At 45.2% G+C, this 23,524-nt stretch carries 20 protein-coding genes and 1 pseudogene; 7 read left to right on the top strand and 14 right to left on the bottom strand.

Annotated features, from left to right (window positions below):
• Positions 1–17 precede the first annotated feature (17 nt).
• The 3 genes from menH to AACR11_RS28385 are packed head-to-tail and all read right to left on the bottom strand — an operon-like array spanning position 18 to position 3,821.
• A complete protein-coding gene (gene menH / locus AACR11_RS28375) occupies positions 18–812 on the bottom strand; it encodes a 2-succinyl-6-hydroxy-2,4-cyclohexadiene-1-carboxylate synthase (RefSeq protein WP_009698338.1) in 795 nt (264 codons plus the stop codon).
• Positions 799–2,517, bottom strand: a complete 1,719-nt coding sequence (gene menD, locus AACR11_RS28380) for a 2-succinyl-5-enolpyruvyl-6-hydroxy-3-cyclohexene-1-carboxylic-acid synthase (protein WP_029788617.1) — start codon at positions 2,515–2,517, stop codon at positions 799–801. The genes menH and menD overlap by 14 nt, the downstream gene beginning before the upstream one ends.
• Positions 2,514–3,821, bottom strand: coding sequence for an isochorismate synthase (locus tag AACR11_RS28385; RefSeq protein WP_017188355.1), 1,308 nt, complete (start codon positions 3,819–3,821; stop codon positions 2,514–2,516). The genes menD and AACR11_RS28385 overlap by 4 nt, the downstream gene beginning before the upstream one ends.
• A 217-nt stretch (positions 3,822–4,038) precedes the next feature.
• Here AACR11_RS28385 and AACR11_RS28390 point away from each other — a divergent pair, with 217 nt between their 5' ends.
• From AACR11_RS28390 to AACR11_RS28400, 3 genes are all read left to right on the top strand, one after another.
• Complete coding sequence (locus AACR11_RS28390) at positions 4,039–5,253, top strand: pyridoxal phosphate-dependent aminotransferase (RefSeq protein ID WP_029788618.1); 1,215 nt, start codon at positions 4,039–4,041, stop codon at positions 5,251–5,253.
• Positions 5,254–5,336: 83 nt separating this feature from the next.
• Entirely contained in the window at positions 5,337–5,921 is a 585-nt protein-coding gene (gene yfbR, locus AACR11_RS28395; protein WP_029788619.1) for a 5'-deoxynucleotidase, read from the top strand.
• A gap of 3 nt (positions 5,922–5,924) precedes the next feature.
• Positions 5,925–7,259, top strand: coding sequence for an anti-phage deoxyguanosine triphosphatase (locus tag AACR11_RS28400; RefSeq protein ID WP_045490409.1), 1,335 nt, complete (start codon positions 5,925–5,927; stop codon positions 7,257–7,259).
• Between the two features lie 50 nt (positions 7,260–7,309).
• On the opposite strand, the gene AACR11_RS28405 is transcribed toward AACR11_RS28400, so the two are convergent.
• Positions 7,310–7,927 (bottom strand): tRNA-uridine aminocarboxypropyltransferase, encoded by a 618-nt coding sequence (locus tag AACR11_RS28405; RefSeq protein WP_005446584.1) that lies wholly within the window; start codon positions 7,925–7,927, stop codon positions 7,310–7,312.
• A gap of 3 nt (positions 7,928–7,930) precedes the next feature.
• Between AACR11_RS28405 and rrtA the strand changes: the two genes are divergently transcribed.
• Positions 7,931–8,482 carry a rhombosortase gene (rrtA, locus tag AACR11_RS28410; protein ID WP_029788621.1) on the top strand — a complete coding sequence of 184 codons (552 nt, stop codon included), beginning with the start codon at positions 7,931–7,933 and terminating at the stop codon, positions 8,480–8,482.
• A gap of 152 nt (positions 8,483–8,634) precedes the next feature.
• Here the strand turns inward: rrtA and AACR11_RS28415 are convergent, their stop codons facing one another.
• The 8 genes and pseudogenes from AACR11_RS28415 to AACR11_RS29920 form a co-directional block, all read right to left on the bottom strand.
• A complete protein-coding gene (locus tag AACR11_RS28415; protein ID WP_005446580.1) occupies positions 8,635–8,934 on the bottom strand; it encodes a ComEA family DNA-binding protein in 300 nt (99 codons plus the stop codon).
• Between the two features lie 145 nt (positions 8,935–9,079).
• Positions 9,080–10,939, bottom strand: a complete 1,860-nt coding sequence (gene ppiD, locus AACR11_RS28420; RefSeq protein WP_009698342.1) for a peptidylprolyl isomerase — start codon at positions 10,937–10,939, stop codon at positions 9,080–9,082.
• 215 nt (positions 10,940–11,154) lie between these two features.
• A complete protein-coding gene (locus AACR11_RS28425; protein ID WP_005430934.1) occupies positions 11,155–11,427 on the bottom strand; it encodes an HU family DNA-binding protein in 273 nt (90 codons plus the stop codon).
• Between the two features lie 191 nt (positions 11,428–11,618).
• Positions 11,619–13,970 (bottom strand): endopeptidase La, encoded by a 2,352-nt coding sequence (lon, locus tag AACR11_RS28430; RefSeq protein WP_029788624.1) that lies wholly within the window; start codon positions 13,968–13,970, stop codon positions 11,619–11,621.
• Positions 13,971–14,100: 130 nt separating this feature from the next.
• Positions 14,101–15,381 (bottom strand): ATP-dependent protease ATP-binding subunit ClpX, encoded by a 1,281-nt coding sequence (gene clpX / locus AACR11_RS28435; protein ID WP_005430932.1) that lies wholly within the window; start codon positions 15,379–15,381, stop codon positions 14,101–14,103.
• A gap of 71 nt (positions 15,382–15,452) precedes the next feature.
• Positions 15,453–16,079, bottom strand: coding sequence for an ATP-dependent Clp endopeptidase proteolytic subunit ClpP (gene clpP, locus AACR11_RS28440; protein ID WP_005430931.1), 627 nt, complete (start codon positions 16,077–16,079; stop codon positions 15,453–15,455).
• A 105-nt stretch (positions 16,080–16,184) separates the two neighbouring features.
• Complete coding sequence (gene tig, locus AACR11_RS28445; protein ID WP_009698344.1) at positions 16,185–17,489, bottom strand: trigger factor; 1,305 nt, start codon at positions 17,487–17,489, stop codon at positions 16,185–16,187.
• Positions 17,490–17,791: 302 nt separating this feature from the next.
• Positions 17,792–17,977, bottom strand: a pseudogene (locus AACR11_RS29920) (hypothetical protein).
• Positions 17,978–18,016: 39 nt separating this feature from the next.
• On the opposite strand from AACR11_RS29920, the gene AACR11_RS28450 reads away from it, so the two are divergent.
• From AACR11_RS28450 to AACR11_RS28460, 3 genes are all read left to right on the top strand, one after another.
• A complete protein-coding gene (locus AACR11_RS28450; RefSeq protein ID WP_029788625.1) occupies positions 18,017–19,810 on the top strand; it encodes a sensor histidine kinase in 1,794 nt (597 codons plus the stop codon).
• A 15-nt stretch (positions 19,811–19,825) separates the two neighbouring features.
• Positions 19,826–21,163 carry a sigma-54-dependent transcriptional regulator gene (locus tag AACR11_RS28455; RefSeq protein ID WP_005446569.1) on the top strand — a complete coding sequence of 446 codons (1,338 nt, stop codon included), beginning with the start codon at positions 19,826–19,828 and terminating at the stop codon, positions 21,161–21,163.
• Positions 21,164–21,241: 78 nt separating this feature from the next.
• Positions 21,242–21,424 carry a hypothetical protein gene (locus AACR11_RS28460; RefSeq protein WP_026000132.1) on the top strand — a complete coding sequence of 61 codons (183 nt, stop codon included), beginning with the start codon at positions 21,242–21,244 and terminating at the stop codon, positions 21,422–21,424.
• A 57-nt stretch (positions 21,425–21,481) separates the two neighbouring features.
• On the opposite strand, the gene AACR11_RS28465 is transcribed toward AACR11_RS28460, so the two are convergent.
• Both AACR11_RS28465 and AACR11_RS28470 read right to left on the bottom strand, forming a co-directional pair.
• The gene (locus AACR11_RS28465) at positions 21,482–22,843 is read right to left on the bottom strand and encodes a TRAP transporter large permease (protein ID WP_038898576.1); all 1,362 of its coding nucleotides are present in this window, start codon (positions 22,841–22,843) and stop codon (positions 21,482–21,484) included.
• 3 nt (positions 22,844–22,846) lie between these two features.
• Entirely contained in the window at positions 22,847–23,518 is a 672-nt protein-coding gene (locus AACR11_RS28470; RefSeq protein WP_005446565.1) for a TRAP transporter small permease, read from the bottom strand.
• Positions 23,519–23,524: the final 6 nt, after the last annotated feature.

The raw sequence follows: 23,524 nt of genomic DNA on the forward strand, positions 1-23,524 counted from the left end.
CATTGTTCTCGTTGCTCTCACCCAAAGTGAGAATGAAATATTTGATTAATGTGCATCGCAAATTGTTGTGGTTGCTCTTGATGGACATTGTGTCCAGCGCCCTCAACTTGCAGATACGCCAACCCGCTACTCTCAGCCAGTTGACTAAATTTCTTGTCTTTTGAACCGCAAATGTAATACAGCGGAATGGTTTGTTGTTGCAGCGCAGACAGCAAGTAAGATTGCCTTGCTAAAGACGTCGCAAGCAACATGTCCGCAACTGCTGAACCAAGATTAGCACTTCGTTTCTCAATCAATGTTTGTCTTTGCTCATGGTTTAGTGAAGAAAAGACCAACTGTTGGTACCAATCGTTCAAAACACAGGCAAGAGGCTCTGTTTTGAAGCGTCTCGCCCAATGCGCATCGTTGCTAAACCGTGCTTGTTTTTCTGACTCGCTTTGCAGCCCGAAGTTTCCCCCTTCGATAATCGCACCGCAAATATTGAGATCCAGAAAACACTGGTGCGCAAGACCATGCATAGCAATGCGCCCACCCATTGAATAACCAATCAGAATAAACGGTTGTTGTGAGGGAAATAGTAAAGATAGTGTGGAATGGAGCAGTTTGCAGCAATCATTCAGGTCACGGCAAAAAATAGATTGGCTATGCCCATGCCCGGGTAAGTCAATCGTTACTCGGTCATACTGTGGCAAAGCTGCCATACACGTTTGCCAATCCTCACCACTGCCAAGCAAACCATGCAAAAACACCAACGTAGGTAATGCGCTACCTTGGTGTTTTTCCGTTGCAGGAAAGTGTTCAGAATAGAGCATGTAGATTCTTATTGAAGGATTTAAGATGCTCTACCGCTTGATTTGACGGCGTTTGCACTTCGACCACCAATGCTCCACGACCTGTCGCCAAATGTTGTGCTACTAACGTTTGGTACTCTGCCAGCGTGCTTGGTTTACTGTATTCTAATCCAAACTGCTTAGCGGCATGCTCAAACTCATAGCCATGGGGCATTTGGTAGAAAGACTCCCTATGCTCTTGTGGCACTGGCAGTAAATCAAAAATCGCACCACCATCGTTATTCGTGATCACTAAAACCGAAGGTAATTCACTGTGTGTAAACAGCGCTAGTGAGTTCAATCCATATAGAGCAGAAGTATCGCCAAGGAACATCAACATTGGATTTTGACGAGCTCGTTGCACACCACTTGCCGTAGCAAACAATCCATCAATACCCGAAGCGCCACGGTTAGTGAAGACTTCGGTATTGTCCAGTTTGCCAAACATATCGATTAGGCGAACAAACAAGCTATTACCAACAAACAAGTCCACCCCTTGAGACCGCTCCGCAACATCTATTGCCAAAGCAATTTCACTCAATTCACTCTTAGGATCGGAGACAAACAAACCTTTCGCATGCTGAGTCACCTGTTTGATGTCAGCAGCAAGGTCATCTGCCCAGCCGGAATACTCCGATTCAAACTCTGTAGTACGCTCTACCCACGCGCTTGGCTGCTCTGCCCAATGCCATTGAGGCAAGTGGCTTTGATTGTCACGATCCAATCGTGGAGAGACATACCAATATTGAATATCCCCACCATGCTGATTGCGAGAAACATGTCTCTCTAACCAATGATTAAAACGCTTAGAAATGATTCGGCTGCCGAACTGAACAATCAAATCGCAGTCATCAAGCTGGCTTGCCAACCTTGGGTTTTGTAGCCATAAATCAAAGTGCGCCCAATCAGAACTCACTCCACTTTGTGGGTCGGCAAGTATCGGCCACCCCATCTGTTCCGCAAATACACGAGCCGCTTGCGCTTGAACTAATGGCAAGCTTCCGATGACTACCACGCCTCTGTTATCGCCGCAACTTGGGATCGCACTGCTGGTTTTAGGGTTAAATCGCTGACAATACGTGACTTTGCTGTCTCTCCAACCTGCAACCGTGTCCAAGTAGCTTTGGTACGTACTCTTTTCAGTGTTCGAGTACAAAGGCTCGGGAAAGGCACAGTTAATGTGTACCGCACTGCCTCTTAGGCGTTGCGTAAACATCACTTCATCAACAGAAGTCAGCAACCAATTAAGAGGCGTTGATAATGTCGGACTCGGAAGGTTTAAACTGTCCGATACATGCTCAGCGAAAATACCCAATTGGTTGATGGCTTGGTTTGCACCGCAACCTACTAATTCAACAGGGCGGTCAGCGGTCAGTACCACCAGCTTTTCACCAGTCAACTTTGCTTCAGCAATCGCAGGCAATAAGTTCGCTACGGCAGTGCCAGAAGTCACAATCAATGCGACCGGCTCTTTGCTTGCTTTAGCAAGTCCGAGCGCCATGAAGCCTAATCCACGCTCATCAAAATGAGTATGAATAGTAAAATTGGGGTTATCTGCCGCTTCTACTGTTAAAGGTGTAGAGCGAGAACCAGGCGCAATACAAACGTGATTCACACCGAAGCGGTTCAATTCTGTCAGGATGGTTTCAGACCAGATGCGATTCAAAACAGCTTGATCGGCACTCATGATGCAACCCCAAGCGGTGGGTGATCTGAAATAAGAGAAAGTAACGTCGACATTTTTTTATCTAACTCGGCCCATTCATGTTCTGCAATGGAGCCTGGAACAATACCCGCGCCAGCAAACAGTTGAACTTGATCCCCTAAGATCAAAGCACTTCTGATCGCAACGCAAAATTCTGCACGTTCATGGCTAATATAACCCATCGAACCTGCATACCAACCACGAGCAAACGGTTCGTTATCCAGAATAAACTGCATCGATTCCTTGCGTGGTAAACCCGCTACTGCAGCGGTTGGTTGTAAAGCGGAAAGAAGCTGAACCCCATTGATTCCAGCTTTCAGTTCAGCGTGAATATTACGCTTCAAGTGCTGAACTTTTCTTAAACGTACTAAGCGAGGCTCGTTTTCGACCTCAACGCTTTCTGAATGCGGCGACAAACGATCGATAATGTCATCCACTACATATTGGTTTTCATTCAGATTTTTAGAATCTTGAGATAGCCAGTTTGCTAGCTCCATATCTTGCTTTGCATTATCGCCACGACCAATAGTGCCGGCTAAAGCTTCAGTATGAAGCTCATGACCAACACGTGAATAAAGACGCTCAGGCGTTGACCCCATAAAACTGTGTTTACTGTCTAGACTCAATAGAAAATGAAAGCTGTGGTGATTATTTAAGTAGCTTGCTTTAAGTAACTGCGCAGCAGAAAGTGTCGAATCTAGTTGAACCACTGTTTTGCGAGCCAAAACCACTTTCTTGAAATCATCGTTTTCAATACCTGTCAGCACTTTTTCTACTAGCGTGTTCCACTCAGGCTCAGTTGGCGCGTGGTCAATAGATCGAATATGAGAAGAAATAGGCGCAAGGCTAGGCACATCACAAACCAGCTTTTTTAAGCCTGCTAATGTACGGGTTTTATCTTCTGAGATATTGACTGCGAGCGACCATTGTTGATCGAAGCGAATCAACTCGATTTGAGGAAGAAAAAAGAAAGATGGCATGCAGCGACGATTTTTCTCGTGCTGACCATCGAATGAACGACCACCCCATACACGTTGACCTTCTCCAAGGATCGTATATGCAGGTCCCGGCTCAACAAAAGAATGGAGCTGACCTAGGGCAACAACTTCTTCACGAGTATCACGGGACTGCCAGTAAAACTTGGGAAAAAGTGGTTGTGCTTCAAGCCAGTCAATAAACGCGAAATTTGGTTTCTCGTTGAGTGGCTCGACTAAACGTGTTTGATTGCCTTCCGTTTGCTGAACTCGCTCGATAATTCTATTTACGGCTTGATGGAACTGTGACAAATCAACCTCGAAATATGTGAGGATTAGTGGTAACTGACGGCTACTCTAAGTTTAGACCCAAAGCAAATCAAGGTCGTATGCGATCTTTTGCAAAATCCTGTGATGGCGACAGGACAAAACTTAGCCACTAAACGGATAATTTACAGATTTATATTCTAATAAAAAACAAATTATTGTATTTTAATAAAGAAATTAACGATTTTTTAGGAATTAAACAATGCAAAATATCGGGATGTCGTCAAAACTCGACAATGTCTGCTACGACATTAGGGGTCCTGTACTCAAACATGCTAAACGCATGGAGGAAGAAGGGCATAAAATCCTAAAGCTAAACATTGGTAACCCCGCCCCATTTGGTTTTGACGCCCCTGATGAGATTCTAGTAGATGTAATCCGTAATCTACCAACTTCTCAAGGCTATTGTGATTCCAAGGGTATTTACTCAGCACGTAAAGCCGTCGTGCAGCACTACCAACGTAAAGGCATCCGTTCTCTGGATGTGGAAGATGTATACGTAGGCAACGGTGTTTCCGAACTCATCGTAATGGCAATGCAAGCGCTATTGAATAATGGCGATGAAATGCTGATCCCAGCACCGGATTACCCATTGTGGACGGCATCTGTTGCACTATCAGGTGGTAAGCCTGTTCATTACTTATGTGATGAAGGTGCGGACTGGTATCCAGATCTAGAAGACATCAAAAAGAAAATCACGCCAAAAACACGCGGTATTGTTCTCATCAACCCGAACAACCCAACGGGTGCGGTTTACAGCCGTGATTTCCTTTTAGAAGTGATTGAGATTGCGCGTCAACATAAGTTGATGATCTTCGCCGACGAAATCTACGACAAAGTACTTTACGACGGTGCAACACACACTTCTGTCGCAACACTTACTGACGATGTATTGGTAATGACCTTCAACGGTCTGTCAAAAGCATACCGTGTTTGTGGTTTCCGCGGTGGTTGGATGTTCCTAACGGGTCCTAAACATTTGGCACAAGGCTATATCAACGGTCTCGAACTGCTGTCTTCAATGCGTTTGTGTGCCAACGTACCAATGCAACATGCAATCCAAACCGCGTTAGGCGGCTATCAAAGTATTAATGAGTTAATCCTGCCAGGTGGTCGTCTTCTTGAACAACGAAACCGCGCTTACGAACTGATCAATCAGATCCCTGGGGTTTCGTGTGTGAAGCCAAAAGGCGCGATGTACTTGTTCCCGAAAATCGACACCAAGATGTACAACATCAAAAATGACCAACAAATGGTCTTGGATTTCTTAAAACAAGAGAAGGTATTGTTGGTACAAGGCTCTGGCTTCAACTGGCCAAAACCCGATCACTTCCGTATCGTGACTTTACCCCACGTAGAAGATCTCGAAACCGCGATTGGTCGCTTTGAACGGTTCTTAACAACGTATAGCCAGTAGTAATTACTACTGAACTCTCATATGCTTAGAGGAGCTCCTAGTGAGCTCCTTTTTTTGTATCAGAATCAAAATTGGAGACAGCAATGAAAGAAAGCCATTTTTTCGCCCACTTGGCACGAATGAAGCTCATCCAACGCTGGCCCTTGATGCGCTCGGTATCACCGGAAAACGTTTCTGAACACAGCTTGCAAGTCGCGTTTGTCGCTCATGCCCTCGCCTTAATCAAAAACAAGAAGTTTGGCGGCAACCTCAATCCTGAACGGATAGCAATTCTTGCCATGTACCACGACTCCAGTGAGGTGTTAACTGGTGACTTGCCAACTCCTGTAAAATACTACAACCCAGAAATCTCTAAAGAATATAAGAAGATCGAAGCAGCTGCGGAACAAAAGTTACTGTCCATGTTGCCTGAGGAGTTTCAAGACGATTTTGCTCCCTACCTGTTGTCGCACTCTGCGCATGAAAAAGATGCATTGATCGTGAAACAAGCTGATTCCATCTGTGCATATTTAAAATGTCTCGAAGAACTTAGTGCAGGTAATCACGAGTTTGCTCTCGCCAAGAAGCGTCTCGACATCACTTTGCAAGAACGTAAAACACCAGAAATGGAATACTTCCTTCATACCTTTGCCCCAAGTTTTGAATTATCGCTGGATGAAATCAGTTAGTTGATGGAGAGAAACGTGTCGTTTGAATTAGATACTTCATGGCAAGAACGCCATGACGATGAACATAAAATCCGCCGTGACGATCATCGCAGCCCATATCAGCGTGACCGTGCGCGCATCTTGCACTCTGCGGCTTTCCGCCGCTTACAGGCGAAGACTCAGGTCCACGGCAACAGCTTAGAAGACTTCCACCGAACTCGCTTAACCCACTCTCTCGAAGCCGCGCAATTGGGAACGGGTATCGTAGCGCAGCTCAAGAAAAAGCAACCAGAGTTTCGAGATCTTCTGCCGTCTGACAGCTTGATCGATTCTCTCTGTTTAGCACACGACATTGGTCATCCTCCCTATGGACATGGTGGTGAAGTAGCCCTCAACTACATGATGCGTGAGCATGGAGGTTTTGAGGGGAATGCTCAAACATTTCGTATCGTCACCAAACTAGAGCCATATACTGAGCACTTTGGTATGAACTTATCGCGACGCGCGCTACTTGGTTTGATCAAATACCCTGCGCTACTTAGCCAAACTCGTGCAGTCTGCTTACCTGACCCAGTCGAACACCAACGCAAGCTAAAAGCCAAAGACTGGTGCCCAGCAAAGGGGATCTACGACTGCGATAAGGATTTGTTCGATTGGGTCATTGCACCATTAACCGACAACGACAAAGCCTTGTTAAGCCAAATGCGCTGTCGCCCAGAATCAGACTTTGAGCACTGTAAAACTCGCTTCAAGTCACTCGATTGTTCCATCATGGAACTCGCCGATGACATTGCTTATGGCGTACATGATTTGGAAGATGCAATTGTGCTGGGAATGGTCACTCGCCAACAATGGCAAGAAGGAGCAGCAAGCCAACTGGCGGATTGTGGTGACCCGTGGTTTGAAGAGCACATTGGGTCAATCGGGCAGATGTTGTTTAGTGGCAAACATCATGAACGCAAAGATGCGATCGGCGGTATGGTCAATGCGCTGCTTACCAGTATCTCAATTAAAGTCGTCGATGAACCATTTAACAATGCGCTACTGGCTTGGAACGCCTGCTTAGAACCACAGATGGCAAAAGCGCTTGAAGTCCTCAAACACTTTGTTAGTAAGTATGTGATTCAAGTACATCAGGTGCAGATTGTTGAGTATAAGGGTCAACAGATCATCATGGATTTGTTTGAGGCATTAAGTGCCGATCCTGAACGCTTACTTCCAACACACACCCAAACCTTGTGGCAAACTGCCACCACCGAGAGCGCAAAAATGCGTGTGATAGCAGATTACATCTCAGCGATGACTGACGGGCATGCACAAAAGCTACACCGTCAGTTGTTTTCTTCAATCGTGCTCTAACCAAAAAGGACGGCTTTAAAGGCCACTATGAACCTTAATCCCCTTTCAGCTTAACGAGCTTTCAGATAGTTCTTTTCAAATACGCCCGGAGGCATCTGGGCGATTTGGAACTCAATCATCTTCTCAAACGCCGCCAATAAAGGTGTGAAATCTTGGTTTGGCTCTAACAAGCTTAACGCATGATACCCAGCTTCTACCGTCGATAAGCTGTTTTCAGAGGGTGCTTTACGAATGGTGTAGTGACCTTGTAGATTTTCCGGCAACTTCACCGTGGGGATAGACTGTAAATTGGTCGAAAGCTGCCACATCTTGTAAGCTTTCTTCCATGTCCCATCAAGTAAAATCAAACGAGTTTTCTTAGTAGAATCAGATCGTTCATCTGCCAACTGAGAAAGACACAACGACTGCTCTGAAGGATACAGAATAAAGTGCTGGTACGTTGCATCCTCAAGCAAGGCATTTAAAACTGAATCGTCAGAAAAATCTTCACCAATCAAGCAAGTACAATGATTTAAGCTTAAATTGAGAATCCGTGCCGTACCGAGAGGACGATGCTCTTCACTCGTATGCTGAAGGATGATAAGTTCAACCTCGTTTGCTAGCGATACAATCCATTGGCAGATACAAGCTTTGCGCGATTTTCCACACTGAGAACAATAACGAGACATAGAGTGAACCTTTATACATTGCTGAGCATCATCAGCGTCATCTGTTTAATACTTCAATTCGAGCCAATGGCAAGTCTAACTGAATGGCATGCATACAATATACGCCATGGCGAATGGTGGCGAATCGTAACAGGAAATTTGACGCATACCAACTTTGCTCATCTTGGTATGAACTTAGCTGGTCTATGGATTATTGGTTTTATTTTCCGCCCTACCGTGCGCAACTTTCTCATTGTGTTCATTGTCTTGTGCGCCTTTGTTGGTGCAATGAACTTGTTCACTAATATGTCGGTTTACGTTGGTTTATCAGGGGTACTGCACGGATTGTTCGGTTTCTGGGCTCTGAGTGAAGTTTTTGATGGCAGAAGAAGCAGCATGCTGCTCGTTGGTGGTCTAATTGCGAAAATCGCCTGGGAACAGTTCTACGGTCCTTCGAGTAGTACAGCTGCAATGATTGGGGCTCGTGTTGCTGTTGATGCGCATTTATTTGGCGCAATTGGTGGTCTAGGTATGGCAGGGTTAGAAAAATTGCTACACCGTCGTCTCTTTGGTTAGCTCCCTTGGCAAAACGCTAAAAAGAGCTCTTCACACTCCATTTTCGCATTTAAGCTAACCAAACAAAAAAATCCCGAACCATTAAAGAAGATTGGTTCGGGAAAGCAGTAATAGGAAACAGAAACTTCGCTTTTTAATGGCAAGAACGTTGATTACAACAAAATACGCTCTTCATTCTTTTTCACCGTGGCATCGCCAATGCCCTTCACTTTGGTCAGATCCGCAACGGTTTTAAAAGGACCGTGTTCATTACGATATTCGACGATATCTTTCGCTTTCTTTTCACCAATACCCTTTAGCATGGTGGCAATCTCTTGCGCTGAAGCTGTATTTACGTTTACCGTAATCTCGATACCTTCGTACTTAGCTGCTTTTGTGTTAGCCGACTTACTCTCTTCTGCCCAGCTCATCGGTGCTAAGAGTAATAAGCACAGTGTTAACATCCATTTCATTTGAGCACCCTCCCTTGAGTTTTTGTATTAAAACGAAAACTACTCTATGCAAAGCGCTGTTTATGTTGAAGTTTATTCAAACAAAAATAAAACGGGCCGCGAATGCGACCCGTTTTAGTTAACATGCAAATTACATCAGTAATGCTTAGTTGCTCACAACAAAGTACTCAATGTCAGTGTTTGCGCGTAGTACAGAGATTACCGAAGTAAGATCTTGTTGAGCAGAAGCACGTTGCATTTGCATCGCAACTTGCTCTTCCAATGCGCTGTCTAGCTCAGCATGAACAGCATCAAGCTCAACAACAACAATGTTGCCTTCTAGATCTTTAGATTGACCAAACACTGGTTTGCCATCAACAGGTTTCGCCATTGCAAATACTGTTGCTGCTAGTGGAGAGCGACGATCAACAGACTCTTGCTCACCAAACGCCAAACCATTTTCAGCAAGAATAGCCGTGTTGCCTTCTTTCAGAGCAGCAACAACTTTCGTGCCGAGTTCGATCGCACCTTGCTCGCCTTTAACGCGAGACAGTTCTGCAACCACTTGATCTTTCACTTCAGCTAGTGGAAGAACTGTTTCGTCACGAGCATCTTCGACACGAACAACAATGATGTGCTCAGGCGCCACTTCGATTGCTTCAGAGTTCAGACCATCTTCTTTCACTTCTGGGCTCATAATTGCCTGCATCACAGCTTGGTTCTTAAGAACTTCTGGCGCATCAACTTGAGAAATGAAGTCTGTCGTCTTCACTTTTTGACCAACCGCTTTAGAAGCGTCATCTAGCGAATCTGGGTACTCAAACGCTACTTTTTCAAGTTCGTTTTGTAGTTCATAGAACTGATCTACCGCTTTCTGGTCTACCATTTCTTGTTTAATTTCAGCTGCAACTTCAGAGAATGGTTTCGCCACTGCACCTTTTAGCTCTTCAAGCTTAATGATGTGGTAACCGAAATCTGACTTCACTAGACCAGTCATATCACCTGGGTTCTTAAGTGCAAATGCCGCTTCTTCAAAAGATGGGTCCATTACATCACGTTCGATCCAGCCTAGGTCACCGCCATTTTCAGCGCTACCAAAGTCTTCCGATTTTTCTTTTGCTAGTGTAGCAAAATCAGCACCTGCGTTTAGCTCGTCAAGAATTGCTTGCGCTTTCGCTTCATCATCACCTTCAACTAGGATGTGTGCTACGCGACGTTGCTCTTCTGTTGAGTACTTATCTAGGTGCTCGTCGTAGTATTTCTTAACTTCTGCGTCAGAAACTTGGATTTGCTTCTTAAGCTCTTCAGCAGAAAGCTCGATGTAAGCAACTTTAACTTGCTCAGGACGAGTGAAGTTATCTGGGTTTGCTTTGTAGTACTCTTGAATTTCTTCATCAGTAAGATCTACTTTCTTAGCAAACTCAGCCAAATCGATAGTGATTGTGCGAACGTCACGAGTTTGAGTGAACAGCTTGCCTTCTGCCTGAACTTCGCCAGGTAGCGTGAATTCACTTGTTTGCAGTGCGTTCAGCAGTTGCTCACGAACCAATTCACGGCGCATGTACTCTGCGAATGAGTCTGGAGAGAAGCCTGCGCGACGTAGAGACGCTTGGTAGATCTCTTGGTCAAATTTACCGTTAGATTGGAACTGAGGCATGTCTAGAATCATGCTGCGAACTTGTGCATCGCTAATGCGTAGACCTAGAGCTTCAGCTTGTTGGTCAAGTAGCACATCGTTGATCATGCGGTCTAGAACAGATTTGCGGAACGATTCAACGTATGCAGGGTCAGCCAGCATTTGAGAGAAGTAATCACCCAATTGAGCTTGCATGCGGTTACGCTCATTTTGGTATGCCATCTCAAACTCACCACGAGCAATCTCGGTGTTCCCTACTTTCGCTGCCGCGTTGTTGTTACCGCCAACAATGTAGCTACCTACACCAGCAAAAACGAAAGAAAGGATGATAAGTCCAAGGATAATTTTGACCGCGATGCTGTTCACGCCTTCGCGTAGTCGATCCATCATAATTTAACTGCTCTCCACAATTGAAGCCGACTGCTTCTAATAGAAAATGTAATGTCGCGATAATATCAGAAAAAGAAATGCGCATCAGTAGGATGCGCATAATTTAAGAAAGTTCGGCTCTTAGTTTGTAAATTTTTGTTCAAATCTGACTGTTTGGACAAAAGTTATGCAATGGCCGTTAGCTGAACCAGCTCTTGTGTCTTCGACACAAAAAATTAGTTACAAGCGTCTTTTAGAGCTTTACCAGCTTTGAAAGAAGGTACTTTAGCTTCTGCGATTTGGATTTCTTCACCAGTTTTTGGGTTACGACCTGTGCGTGCTGCACGAGTACGTACGCTGAATGTACCGAAGCCAACAAGAGCAACTTGGTCACCAGACTGAAGCGTACCACTAACTGCTTCGATGAATGCGTCTAGAGCGCGACCAGCTGATGCTTTAGAGATGTCTGCGTTTTCTGCGATTTGTTCTACTAGTTGAGTTTTATTCACTGTGATTTCCCCTTTGTGTCATCTGTGATTATTTTTGTGATGACTTTCGTTCCATAATTAAAAAAATATGCTTCAACCCTTATCCTTCAAGGGCTGGAAGCTATCGAACTTAACTTAGCGTCCAAAAAAAACGCTGACAAGCCTTTTTAAGCCTATCAGCGTAAAGTTTTACTTATTTTTGCTACACATCACTATTTTTGAGGCTGAAACTCAACGCCCGTCGGGTCTCGCTCAAGTGCAACTTTAAGAACTTCGTCGATCCACTGTACCGGGATAACCTTCAGATCCGCGATAACATTTTCTGGAATCTCTTCCAAATCACGCTCATTGTCTTTCGGAATCAGTACCGTTTTGATGCCGCCACGGTGTGCCGCAAGTAACTTCTCTTTTAGACCGCCGATAGGTAGAACTTCACCACGTAAAGTGATTTCACCCGTCATACCCACTTCTGCTTTCACAGGGTTACCTGTCAAGCTAGAAACTAGCGCAGTACACATTGCGATACCCGCACTTGGACCGTCTTTTGGTGTCGCACCCTCTGGTACGTGTACGTGAATATCACGTTTCTCGTAGAAGTCTGAGTTAATACCCAACTTCTCAGCACGTGAACGTACAACCGTCATCGCCGCTTGGATAGACTCTTTCATTACGTCGCCAAGAGAACCTGTCTGCGTCAACTTACCTTTACCTGGCATCGCTTCCGTTTCGATCGTCAGTAGATCGCCGCCCACTTGAGTCCAAGCGAGACCAGTTACTTGACCAATACGGTTGCTGTCATCTGCCTTACCAAAGTCATGACGTTGAACACCTAGGTATTCTTTCAGGTTATCCATCGTAACTGTCACTGACTTCAAGCTTGAATCAAGCAGGATGTTCTTCACTGCTTTACGACAGATCTTAGAAATTTCACGCTCTAGGCTACGTACACCCGCTTCACGCGTGTAGTAACGAATGATACCGATGATTGCAGAATCTTCGATGGTAATCTCGTTTGGTTTCAGACCATTACGCTTAACTTGCTTATCAACAAGGTGGCGTTTTGCAATGTTTAGTTTCTCGTCTTCTGTGTAGCCAGAAAGACGAATCACTTCCATACGATCCAATAGCGGTCCAGGAATGTCCATCGAGTTCGATGTAGCAACGAACATAACGTCAGAAAGATCGTAATCTACCTCTAGGTAGTGATCGTTAAACGCATTGTTTTGCTCTGGGTCTAGAACTTCTAATAGTGCTGATGATGGATCACCACGCATATCTGAAGACATTTTGTCGATTTCATCCAGAAGGAACAGCGGGTTTTTCACACCAACTTTCGACATTTTCTGAATTAGCTTACCCGGCAGAGAGCCGATGTAAGTACGACGGTGACCACGGATTTCCGCTTCATCACGTACACCACCCAATGCCATACGCGTGTATTTACGACCCGTTGCCGCTGCAATTGAGCGACCTAGAGATGTTTTACCAACACCAGGAGGACCTACAAGACAAAGGATTGGACCTTTCAGCTTGTTGATACGGTTCTGCACCGCTAAGTACTCAAGAATACGCTCTTTCACACGCTCTAGACCGTAATGGTCTTCGTTTAGAATCTCTTCTGCTTTCGCCAAGTTCTTCTTCACTTTAGAACGCTTGTTCCAAGGCACGCTTACCATCCAATCGATGTAGCTGCGAACAACTGTCGCTTCTGCAGACATTGGAGACATCATCTTAAGCTTTTGCAGCTCTTGTTCTGTCTTTTCACGTGCATCCTGAGGCATTTTCGATTCTTCAATCTTTTGCTTCAGCGTTTCAAACTCGTCAGGCGCATCTTCCATCTCACCAAGTTCTTTCTGAATCGCTTTCATTTGCTCATTCAGGTAGTACTCACGCTGAGACTTTTCCATCTGCTTCTTAACGCGACCGCGGATGCGCTTTTCTACTTGAAGAAGATCGATTTCTGATTCCATCTGACCCATTAGGAATTCTAGACGTTCAGTTACATCAATAATTTCAAGTACTTGTTGTTTGTCCACCAGCTTAAGAGGCATGTGCGCAGCAATGGTATCTGCTAGACGCGCAGCTTCATCAATACCGCTTAGAGAAGTCAGTACTTCTGGTGGGATTTTTTTGTTTAGTTTGATGAAGCCTTCAAATTGGTTAATCGCACTGCGAACAATCACTTCTTGCTCACGCTCATCCAATTCAGGTGTTACCACAAATTCCGCTTCAGCAAGGAAGAATTCGCTCTCTTTGAAATGGTTGATTTTAGCGCGCTGCTGACCTTCAACGAGCACTTTTACTGTGCCATCAGGTAGCTTAAGAAGTTGAAGAATGGTTGCAACTGTACCTACTTCGAATAGGTCTTCAACCGTCGGCTCGTCAGTGTCAGCTTGCTTTTGTGCCACAAGCAGAACTTGTTTGTTTGTTTCCATCGCTGTTTCTAGACAGCTAATCGATTTCTCACGACCAACAAACAATGGAATAACCATGTGTGGGTATACCACTACGTCACGTAGAGGTAATACCGGGATCTCGATACGCTCGGAACGTTCCAAGTTCATATAATTCTCTCTTCCGCTTTCACGTTTAACGTATTACTTAAGGCAGTATATGGGGGCTAATTATTTGGATTCAATAAAAGAAATAAAAAAAGGAGGTAATTACTTACCTCCTTTTTATTTATGGCTGAATTTATTCTGCTCCAGCTGCCTGATTATCGGCATTGCTGTAGATGAGCAATGGTTCTGATTCACCGTTAATTACTGATTCATCAATCACGACTTTACTTACGTCAGTCGCTGATGGCAGTTCATACATGGTTTCTAACAGAACGCTTTCTAAGATTGAACGTAGACCACGAGCACCCGTCTTACGCTCCATCGCTTTTTTAGCGATAGCACGCAACGCGTCTTCACGGAACTCAAGTTCTGCGTCTTCTAGTTCGAACAATGCTGCATATTGCTTGGTCAACGCGTTCTTCGGTTCACATAGGATCTGAATTAGCGCTTCTTCATCAAGCTCTGTCAGTGTTGTTGTTACAGGCAGACGACCAATGAACTCAGGGATCAAACCGTACTTCACTAGATCCTCAGGTTCTACCTGAGTAAATAGTTCACCAACGGTTTTGGTTTCGTTCTTCGAGCGCACTTCTGCGCCAAAACCAATACCTGTGCCTGTTGCTACACGTTGTTCAATCACTTTATCTAGACCAGCAAATGCACCGCCACAGATGAACAGGATCTTAGACGTGTCCACTTGTAGGAATTCTTGCTGTGGATGCTTACGACCACCTTGTGGTGGAACCGATGCAACCGTGCCTTCGATAAGTTTTAGTAGCGCCTGCTGAACACCTTCACCAGATACGTCACGCGTAATTGATGGGTTTTCAGCTTTACGAGAAATCTTGTCAATTTCGTCAATGTATACAATGCCGCGTTCAGCCTTCGCTACATCGTAATCACATTTTTGCAGAAGCTTCTGGATGATGTTTTCAACGTCTTCACCAACATAACCAGCTTCGGTTAGTGTGGTAGCGTCAGCCATTGTAAATGGCACATCCAGGAATCGAGCTAGTGTCTCAGCAAGCAGTGTTTTACCACTACCAGTAGGACCAATTAGAAGGATGTTACTTTTACCAAGTTCCACACCTTCGCTCGTTGTATCACCATTGCGTAAACGCTTGTAGTGGTTATATACCGCAACTGCGAGCACTTTTTTCGCGTAATCTTGTCCGATCACATAGTCATCAAGGTGTTCACGGATCTGTTTTGGCGTTGGTAACGCTTCAGATTCTTTCTTAGGGAGAACATCCTTGATTTCTTCGCGAATGATATCGTTACATAAGTCGACACACTCGTCGCAAATGTAAACTGACGGACCTGCGATTAGCTTGCGAACTTCGTGCTGACTTTTGCCACAGAAAGAGCAGTACAGCAATTTGCCGCTGCCGCTTTCTTTGCTTTTATCTGTCATTCGCTAACCTCTTAGCCTTTACTCTTTATGAATGAGTGTATATCAAATTTAGCCAAAATGCGCTGGCTAAATTACTCGCCGCGATGGCTCAACACTGCATCCACAATACCGTATTCTACTGCCTGATCTGCCGACATGAAGTTGTCACGATCAGTATCGCGCTCAATCACTTCAAGAGGCTGGCCAGTATGTTCTGCTAATAGGTTGTTTAGCTTCTGCTTGATAGTCAGGATTTCCTGAGCATGAATTTGAATATCAGAAGCTTGACCTTGGAAGCCACCTAGTGGTTGGTGGATCATCACACGTGAATTAGGCAGAACGTAACGCTTGCCTGGCGCACCACCTGCAAGCAGGAACGCACCCATAGAGCAAGCTTGACCCATACATACTGTGCTTACATTTGGTTTGATGAACTGCATTGTGTCGTAGATAGACATACCTGCAGTCACGCTGCCGCCTGGCGAGTTGATGTATAGGAAAATATCTTTATCTGGATTTTCAGATTCTAGGAAAAGTAGCTGAGCCACGACAAGGTTTGCCATGTGGTCTTCCACTTGACCAGTTAAAAAGATCACGCGCTCTTTAAGCAAGCGTGAGTAAATGTCGTAAGAGCGTTCGCCGCGGGAAGTTTGTTCAACCACCATTGGCACTAGCGCGTCAATAATTGGCGACATTGCGTTTTTTTCTTGGTAGCTCATATTCTTATGTCCCTAAAATAAATGGCCCGGATGATGTGTATCATACGGACCATTGTTAGCAGAATAGTCGACGTTAAGTCAACCTTCTACGCAAGATATTGCTTATTAAGCAGCAGGTTGTTGGTTAAGTAGCTCGTTGAAGCTTACTTCTTTCTCAGTAACCTGTGCTTTAGCGATGATCGCGTCGATAGCTTGCTCTTCTAGAGCAACGTTACGCATGTTGTTCATCATTTGCTCGTTTTGCTCGTAGTAAGCAATAACTTCTGATGGATCTTCGTAAGCAGTTGCCATTTCTTCGATTAGCGCTTTCACTTTCTCGTCGTCAGCTTTTAGTTCTTCAGACTTGATTACTTCGCCTAGTAGAAGACCTACAACTACGCGACGTTTAGCTTGCTCTTCGAATAGTTCACGTGGAAGCTGTGCAGCTGCTTCTGGGTTACCACCGAAGCGTTGTGCAGCTTGTTGACGTAGAACTTGGATTTCTTGGTCGATAAGTGCAGCTGGTACGTCGATTTCGTTTTGCTCAACTAGACCGTCGATAGCTTGCTCTTTGATGCGGTTCTTAACAGCTTGCTTAAGTTCGCGCTCCATGTTCTTGCGAACTTCAGCTTTAAGTGCTTCAACGCCACCTTCAGCAACACCGAACTTAGAAACGAACTCGTCGTTTAGTTCTGGTAGTTCACGAGCTTCAACTTTGTTCACTTTGATTGCGAACTTAGCTGCTTTACCTTTTAGGTTTTCAGCGTGGTAATCTTCTGGGAAGTTTACGTCGATTTCGAATTCCATACCTTTAGTTTTACCTTCGATACCGTCTTCGAAACCTGGGATCATGCGACCTGCGCCCATTTCTAGTGGGAAGTTCTCAGCTTTACCGCCTTCGAACTCTTCACCGTCGATAGAGCCAACGAAATCGATGCTTACACGCTTACCAGCTTCTGCAGCTTCTTCAACTTCTGCCCAAGTAGCTTGTTGCTTACGTAGAGTTTCGATCATCTCTTCTACGTCTGCATCTTTAACTTCTGTTGTTGGTTTTTCAACAGTGATGCTGTCTAGACCTTTAAGCTCAACTTCTGGGTAAACTTCGAAAGTTGCAGTGAAAACTAGGTCTGCGCCTTCGTTGTTTTCAACTGGAGCGAAAGTTGGAGCGCCAGCTGGGTTGATTTTCTCTTTTACGATCGCTTCGATGAAGTGGCGTTGCATAACTTCACCAAGAACGTCTTGACGTACTGCTTTGCCGTACATCTTAGCAACCATTTTTAGAGGCACTTTACCCTTACGGAAACCATCGAAACGACGGTTTTTAGCGATGTTGCGTAGTTCAGCTGTTACAGCGTCTTCGATGTTTGCAGCTGGAACAGTAATGTTTAGACGGCGCTCTAGGCCTTCTAGCGTTTCAACAGTAACTTGCATTATTTATAAACCTCTAAAGTGGCTCGGTTTGTCCGAGCGTATGAGCGAGACTCTCCGGAGTTCACGCTTCATCCTTGTGTAGTGTCCTGTCCGAACACCTAATTTAAAATCGAGTATCGATGCTGAAAATCAACATCGGACTAATCAGTGATATCTTCGGTGTTATCACCAAAGGTATCTCCTATTAGCCTCAGGACAGAATTTTTAGACGCGACATTCTAGCGATCTGTCGCTACCCTGTCGAGCCAATAGCCACTATGTGGACATTGTCTGCGCTAAATTCTCGAATACTGACCCCAGAATTAGCGAAAAATGCGATTTGAACACCGCTTCATCGCTGTCAGCATATCTAGAATGGGGACAATAGCGACTTTTTCAAGAGAATCGACAGCTTTTTTTATTGAAAAGCCTAAAAAGAGATCTTGCTCTTGTTTTACTCCACAGAGTTGGAAACTAAATCCCTATTCATCTCTACAAACTATTAACATTTTCTTACGTGACAAAAGGAAGGTGTCAAGGAGCGAGGGATGTCGCAGAGAAACCGTATTATACTGATTTTTTTCGCCTTCTATTTCCTCTGCGCGTTCATCGGTGGTCACTGGGTTTGGAGCCATAGCTACCAGTCATTACTCGACAAGCATCAATCACAGTTGGAGCGCTTTTCTAGCCATATTCAAAATAAGTTAGATAAATATGCTCACATCCCACACCTGCTTTCTAAGGATGAACCTTTGGTCGAAGCGCTGCTTAACCCAGAAAATAGCGCACAACTTGAAATCACCAATCGATACTTAGAATCGGTCAATGGCGTCATTGAAGCGGCTGACACCTATTTAATAGATAAATGGGGAACAACGATCGCTGCAAGCAACTGGCGTAAAGAACGTTCTTTCGTCGGACGCAACTTCGCCTTTCGTCCCTATTTTAAACAAGCGATTACAGGGCAACGCAGCCAATATTACGCGCTGGGTTCAACATCGGGTAAGCGTGGTTATTACTACTCTTACCCTATTGTCTATGCTGGGGGGGTGCTCGGCGTCGTCGTGGTTAAAATGGATCTGAGTAAGATAGAGGACAACTGGCAACAACCCAACAGCGTTTTCGTAGCAAGTGACCCGAACGGTATTGTATTTATGAGCAGTCGCAATGACTGGTTGTTCAAAAGCCTGCAGCCTCTCGAAGAGCCAACTGCAGCAGAGGTGTGGGCAAGCAGGCAATATTTGAACACCACAATCGACTCACTTGGATTCGTCGGTGACATGAGCTTAGCGCATACCGAAGCGAAGCAAGGCTACCCCTATAACAAAGGGACACTAGTGGTTTCATCCTTACCTTTAGAAAACCTCAAACTCACTATCCGAGTGCTTTCTCCTAAGCAATCTGTCATCTGGTTCACTATGGGCTATTTGCTTGTTCTCACGCTTGTTTTTACTGTGCTCTTTCTCGTTGGGCAGCTCATTTATCATCGCCAGCAGCGGCATCGACAAATCGAACGCATTCAGCAAGAAGCAAATCAGAAATTGGAATATCAGGTAATGGCTCGCACCGCTGAATTGCAAGCAGAGATAGCACAACGTATCGAGACAGAGCAAACCTTACGCGTTACCCAAGACGAGCTGGTGCAAGCCGCAAAACTTGCTGTGCTGGGACAAATGTCGGCAAGCATCAGTCATGAACTCAATAATCCCCTCGCCGCCATTCGCAGTTTTGCTGAAAACGGTAAGCTTTTCTTGCACAAAGAGAAATATGAACGGACGGAAGATAACTTAACGCGTATATCCGCCCTGACCGACAGAATGGCGAACATCAGTCAGCAGCTGCGCTCTTTTGCTAAGAAGACCAGTGGTAACGAGCTGGCGCAAACTCACCTTCTGCCCGTTATCGCCTCCGCAAAAGAACTGATGAAGCCGGCATTCAAATCAGCCCGAGTGACATTAAGTACCAAACTCATAGAACAAGACGTAGAAGTGCAGATCAACACAATTCAACTCGAACAAGTGCTGGTGAACTTATTGACCAACGCAATAGAAGCGACCAAAGGGCAAGAAAACAAGCAAGTCCATTTGTCTATCGAAAAAGATATACAAGCCGAACTCGTATGGATTTATGTCGATGATAATGGCACGGGGCTCGGAGAGTTCACCTTTTCACAGCTATGCGAACCCTTTTTAACCACCAAGCAAAATGGCTTAGGTTTAGGGCTCTCGATATCGCAACAAATTTTAGCTGGTATGAATGGCAAATTAAGCGCCCAGAATCGAGAGCAAGGCGGAGCTCGATTCTCCATTTGCTTACCTCTTATTTCATCACACACCACATAACAAAAGGATTGAACTATGTGTCAGGTGTTTTTTATTGATGACGAAGCCGATCTCAGACTGGCGATCGAACAAACCTTTGAACTGGCAGACATAGAAGCCAAGTTTTTTCCGGATGCAGAGTCGGCTTTAATCGCGATGCAACAAGGAGAAGGCTCGGGAGTGGTCGTCACCGACATCTGTTTGCCGGGCATTTCTGGTATGGATTTACTGACCACATTAACCCAGCGCGACCCAAATTTACCCGTCATCATGATCACAGGACACGGCGACATTTCAATGGCAGTTCAAGCTCTTCATCAAGGAGCCTATGACTTTATTGAAAAACCATTTGCACCTGAGCATCTGGTAGAAACCGTCAAACGTGCAATTGAGAAACGCAAACTGACTAATGAAAATGAGAAACTGCGTCAATCCCTGAAAGCCAGTCAAACCTTGGGACCGCGTATTATTGGAGAAACCGAAAGTATCCAACTGCTACGTGAAACCATCACTCACATTGCTGACACCGATGCGGATATATTGCTGTTTGGAGAAACGGGGACAGGTAAAGAACTGATAGCTCGCTCTCTGCACGAACAAAGCTCTCGTCGGAACCAAAACTTTGTCGCGGTAAACTGTGGGGCAGTACCTGAGAACCTCATCGAAAGTGAGCTTTATGGTCACGAAAAAGGGGCGTTTACCGGAGCAGAAAGTCGTCGTATCGGTAAGTTTGAATTCGCACAGGGTGGCACGTTATTTTTGGATGAAATCGAATCTATGCCAGTTCAAGCACAAATCCGTTTACTGCGCGTTTTGCAAGAAAGAGTGATTGAGCGGGTTGGTTCCAATGAGTTATTGCCATTGGATATTCGAGTGATTGCAGCAACAAAGGTGGACTTAAAGCAAGCCTCTGAACAAGGCACATTTCGCCAAGACCTCTATTATCGCCTCAATGTGGTAACACTGGATTTACCGCCGATGCGCGAGCGTAAGGAAGATATTCCCGCACTATTCCACCACTTTTTACTGGTTGCCGCATCACGCTATGGGAAAACCTCCCCTAGCCTCTCCTCACAAGATTTGGCTCAGTTAATGGCACATGATTGGCCGGGTAATGTACGTGAGTTACGTAACGCGGCAGAACGATTTGTTTTACTTGGGAAGCTGATACAGCTAGGCGACGCTTCGTGCACACCTACTTCCCCATCGAGCCTTTCTGAACAAGTGGCAGAGTTTGAAAAAGCAGCCATAGAGAGTGCTCTACTGGAGAACAGCGGGAGTATCAAGCAAACGATGGAACAATTGAATGTGCCTCGAAAAACCCTGTACGACAAAATGCAACGCTATCAGATAGATAAAGATCTATATAAATAAAACGCCGTTTGCGGTTTGTTGTTATATCCAACTTGAATCATACTTTTTACTAACGAGAGTTTAATGGTTCATATGGATATGACAGAGAAAATCAGGATACCCGTTATCACAGATACCGTGATGGTCGACGGGCATTATCAGGAAGAAAGGCGATCCGGTGAAGATCGGCGCAAAAATAGAAAGAAGTGGCTTGGTTACGAGCGCAGAGTCAATCCCGACCCTCGTAGACCTTCCTATAAGTCAATAAACGAAGAGGTGTGAATCGTCACACCTCTTTTGTTTTAACTGTTTCGGCTCTTACCGTTCACTTGCTCACCGCTACTTAGTAATGATTTCCGGTCCCATCAGCGTCGTTGGCAACCAAGTTGACACCCAAGGAACGTACGTCACGATAATGAGGAATAAGAACATCACCGCCACCCACGGTAGCGCCGCTTTAACCACATTCATCATCGACATTTTGGCGACTCCAGCAGTCACAAACAAGTTAAGTCCAACAGGTGGCGTAATCATGCCAATTTCCATGTTAACGACCATCATGATGCCAAGGTGAATCGGATCGATGCCCAGAGCGATCGCTATTGGGAACACTAGCGGTGCCACAATGATCAACAAGCCAGAAGGTTCCATAAACTGACCACCAATCAACAGCAGCACGTTCACGACAATCAAGAAAGTAATAGGACCTAGCCCCGCCGACAGCATAGATTCAGTGATCATTTGCGGTATGCGTTCTTCTGTCAGCACATGCTTAAGAATCAAAGCGTTGGCAATGATAAACAATAACATGATGGTCAGCTTGCCCGCTTCATACAAGGTGTGTTTGGTGTCTTTATGAACGAAAGTCTGGAACACTTTAACTAAGGCTGGTTTACTATTTTGCTTATCAGCAAAGGGCCCCATGTCTTTGTATACGAAGTTGGCAATGAAGAAGGAATACACCGCCGCCACTGCCGCCGCTTCTGTTGGGGTAAAAATACCGCCATAGATACCACCCAAAATGATCACCACCAACAACAGACCCCAGCTCGCATCTTTGGCGGCATCAAAGGTTTCTTTCCAACCCACGAAAGGCTGTTTGGGCAAGTTCTTGATTCGTGCGGCAATGTAAATGGCGATCATCAACATCACTCCCGCAAGTAAGCCTGGAATCACACCACCAAGGAACATACGTCCAACCGACACATCAGTTGCAGCGGCGTACACCACCATCACAATCGAAGGAGGAATCAAAATACCCAGCGTACCCGCATTACAGATCACGCCTGCAGCAAACTCTTTGGAGTAACCGTTTTTGATCATACCAGCGATAACGATACTACCGATCGCAACCACCGTCGCAGGGGACGAGCCAGAAAGTGCAGCAAACATCATGCAAGCCACAACTGATGCCATCGCTAACCCACCGCGGAACCAACCTACAATGGCAATCGCGAAGCGGATAATGCGCTTGGCAACGCCACCCGTAGACATAAAGCTAGAGGCCAAAATAAAGAAAGGTATCGCTAACAAGGTGTAGTGGCCAGCAAACGCGTTAAATAAGGTTTGTGCTACCGATGCAAGAGAAGCATCTGAGTGCATCAATAAGAAAAGAATACTGGACAGACCCAGTGAGACAGCAATTGGCACACCAATCAACATGAAGCCAATGACCATCAAGAATAACAACAGAATATCCATGATTTATTGCTCCTTGCGATCTGATGACGAAGAGCCGTTTGGAATCGCATCAGCGGCTTCGCTCAATTCTTCTTTAAGTGCTTCCAACTCTTCTTCTGCTTCATGACCTGCAATCAAACGGTCTAACTTACCCGTCGCGATCTGCCATGTGATTTGTACAAAACGAAAAGTCAGAAGTGCCATACCAAGAGGTAAAGCAAAGTAAGGAATAAAACGAGGAAGCTTCTCATAGCGTTCCCCTTCGTTGAGCCAGTCCGCTAGAAACTGAAACATCTCAGGCATAGGAATATCGTCGGTTTCATACCATGCACGCTCAGTGACAAACGGATACCAGTAATTCCAAGAGCCGATTAACAGTAGAATGGAAAATGCCAAACAACACACAGCAGCAAGCAGTGCGAGGATCTTACGTTTGCCTTCAGGGACCATGTTAATGATGACATCAACACCGATATGAAAGTGCTTCTTCACACCGTAAGAGGCACCGACCAGAACCATCCATGCGAACATGAATACCGTCAACTCAAGTGCCCAAAGGATGTTGTCGTTAAAGACATAGCGGAAAATAACATTGGCAAAAGTCAGCAACGTCATTGCACCAAGAAAGAACGCGATCAGCGTTTCTTCAATCGCATCGGTGACTCGTCCTGCCTTGGAAAAAAAAGTCTGTTCCATAATTAC

It is taken from the genome of Vibrio sp. L85 (assembly GCF_963871815.1).
Taxonomy (GTDB): Bacteria; Pseudomonadota; Gammaproteobacteria; order Enterobacterales; family Vibrionaceae; genus Vibrio; species Vibrio harveyi.

What these genes read in the sequence shown, in the direction of transcription:
- menH (WP_009698338.1), bottom strand. Translation starts at nt 812, where the DNA reads ATGCTCTATTCTGAACACTTTCCTGCAACGGAAAAACACCAAGGTAGC.
- menD (WP_029788617.1), bottom strand. Translation starts at nt 2,517, where the DNA reads ATGAGTGCCGATCAAGCTGTTTTGAATCGCATCTGGTCTGAAACCATC.
- AACR11_RS28390 (WP_029788618.1), top strand. Translation starts at nt 4,039, where the DNA reads ATGCAAAATATCGGGATGTCGTCAAAACTCGACAATGTCTGCTACGAC.
- yfbR (WP_029788619.1), top strand. Translation starts at nt 5,337, where the DNA reads ATGAAAGAAAGCCATTTTTTCGCCCACTTGGCACGAATGAAGCTCATC.
- AACR11_RS28400 (WP_045490409.1), top strand. Translation starts at nt 5,925, where the DNA reads ATGGAGAGAAACGTGTCGTTTGAATTAGATACTTCATGGCAAGAACGC.
- AACR11_RS28405 (WP_005446584.1), bottom strand. Translation starts at nt 7,927, where the DNA reads ATGTCTCGTTATTGTTCTCAGTGTGGAAAATCGCGCAAAGCTTGTATC.
- AACR11_RS28415 (WP_005446580.1), bottom strand. Translation starts at nt 8,934, where the DNA reads ATGAAATGGATGTTAACACTGTGCTTATTACTCTTAGCACCGATGAGC.
- ppiD (WP_009698342.1), bottom strand. Translation starts at nt 10,939, where the DNA reads ATGATGGATCGACTACGCGAAGGCGTGAACAGCATCGCGGTCAAAATT.
- lon (WP_029788624.1), bottom strand. Translation starts at nt 13,970, where the DNA reads ATGAACTTGGAACGTTCCGAGCGTATCGAGATCCCGGTATTACCTCTA.
- clpX (WP_005430932.1), bottom strand. Translation starts at nt 15,381, where the DNA reads ATGACAGATAAAAGCAAAGAAAGCGGCAGCGGCAAATTGCTGTACTGC.
- clpP (WP_005430931.1), bottom strand. Translation starts at nt 16,079, where the DNA reads ATGAGCTACCAAGAAAAAAACGCAATGTCGCCAATTATTGACGCGCTA.
- tig (WP_009698344.1), bottom strand. Translation starts at nt 17,489, where the DNA reads ATGCAAGTTACTGTTGAAACGCTAGAAGGCCTAGAGCGCCGTCTAAAC.
- AACR11_RS28450 (WP_029788625.1), top strand. Translation starts at nt 18,017, where the DNA reads ATGTCGCAGAGAAACCGTATTATACTGATTTTTTTCGCCTTCTATTTC.
- AACR11_RS28455 (WP_005446569.1), top strand. Translation starts at nt 19,826, where the DNA reads ATGTGTCAGGTGTTTTTTATTGATGACGAAGCCGATCTCAGACTGGCG.
- AACR11_RS28460 (WP_026000132.1), top strand. Translation starts at nt 21,242, where the DNA reads ATGACAGAGAAAATCAGGATACCCGTTATCACAGATACCGTGATGGTC.
- AACR11_RS28465 (WP_038898576.1), bottom strand. Translation starts at nt 22,843, where the DNA reads ATGGATATTCTGTTGTTATTCTTGATGGTCATTGGCTTCATGTTGATT.
- AACR11_RS28470 (WP_005446565.1), bottom strand. Translation starts at nt 23,518, where the DNA reads ATGGAACAGACTTTTTTTTCCAAGGCAGGACGAGTCACCGATGCGATT.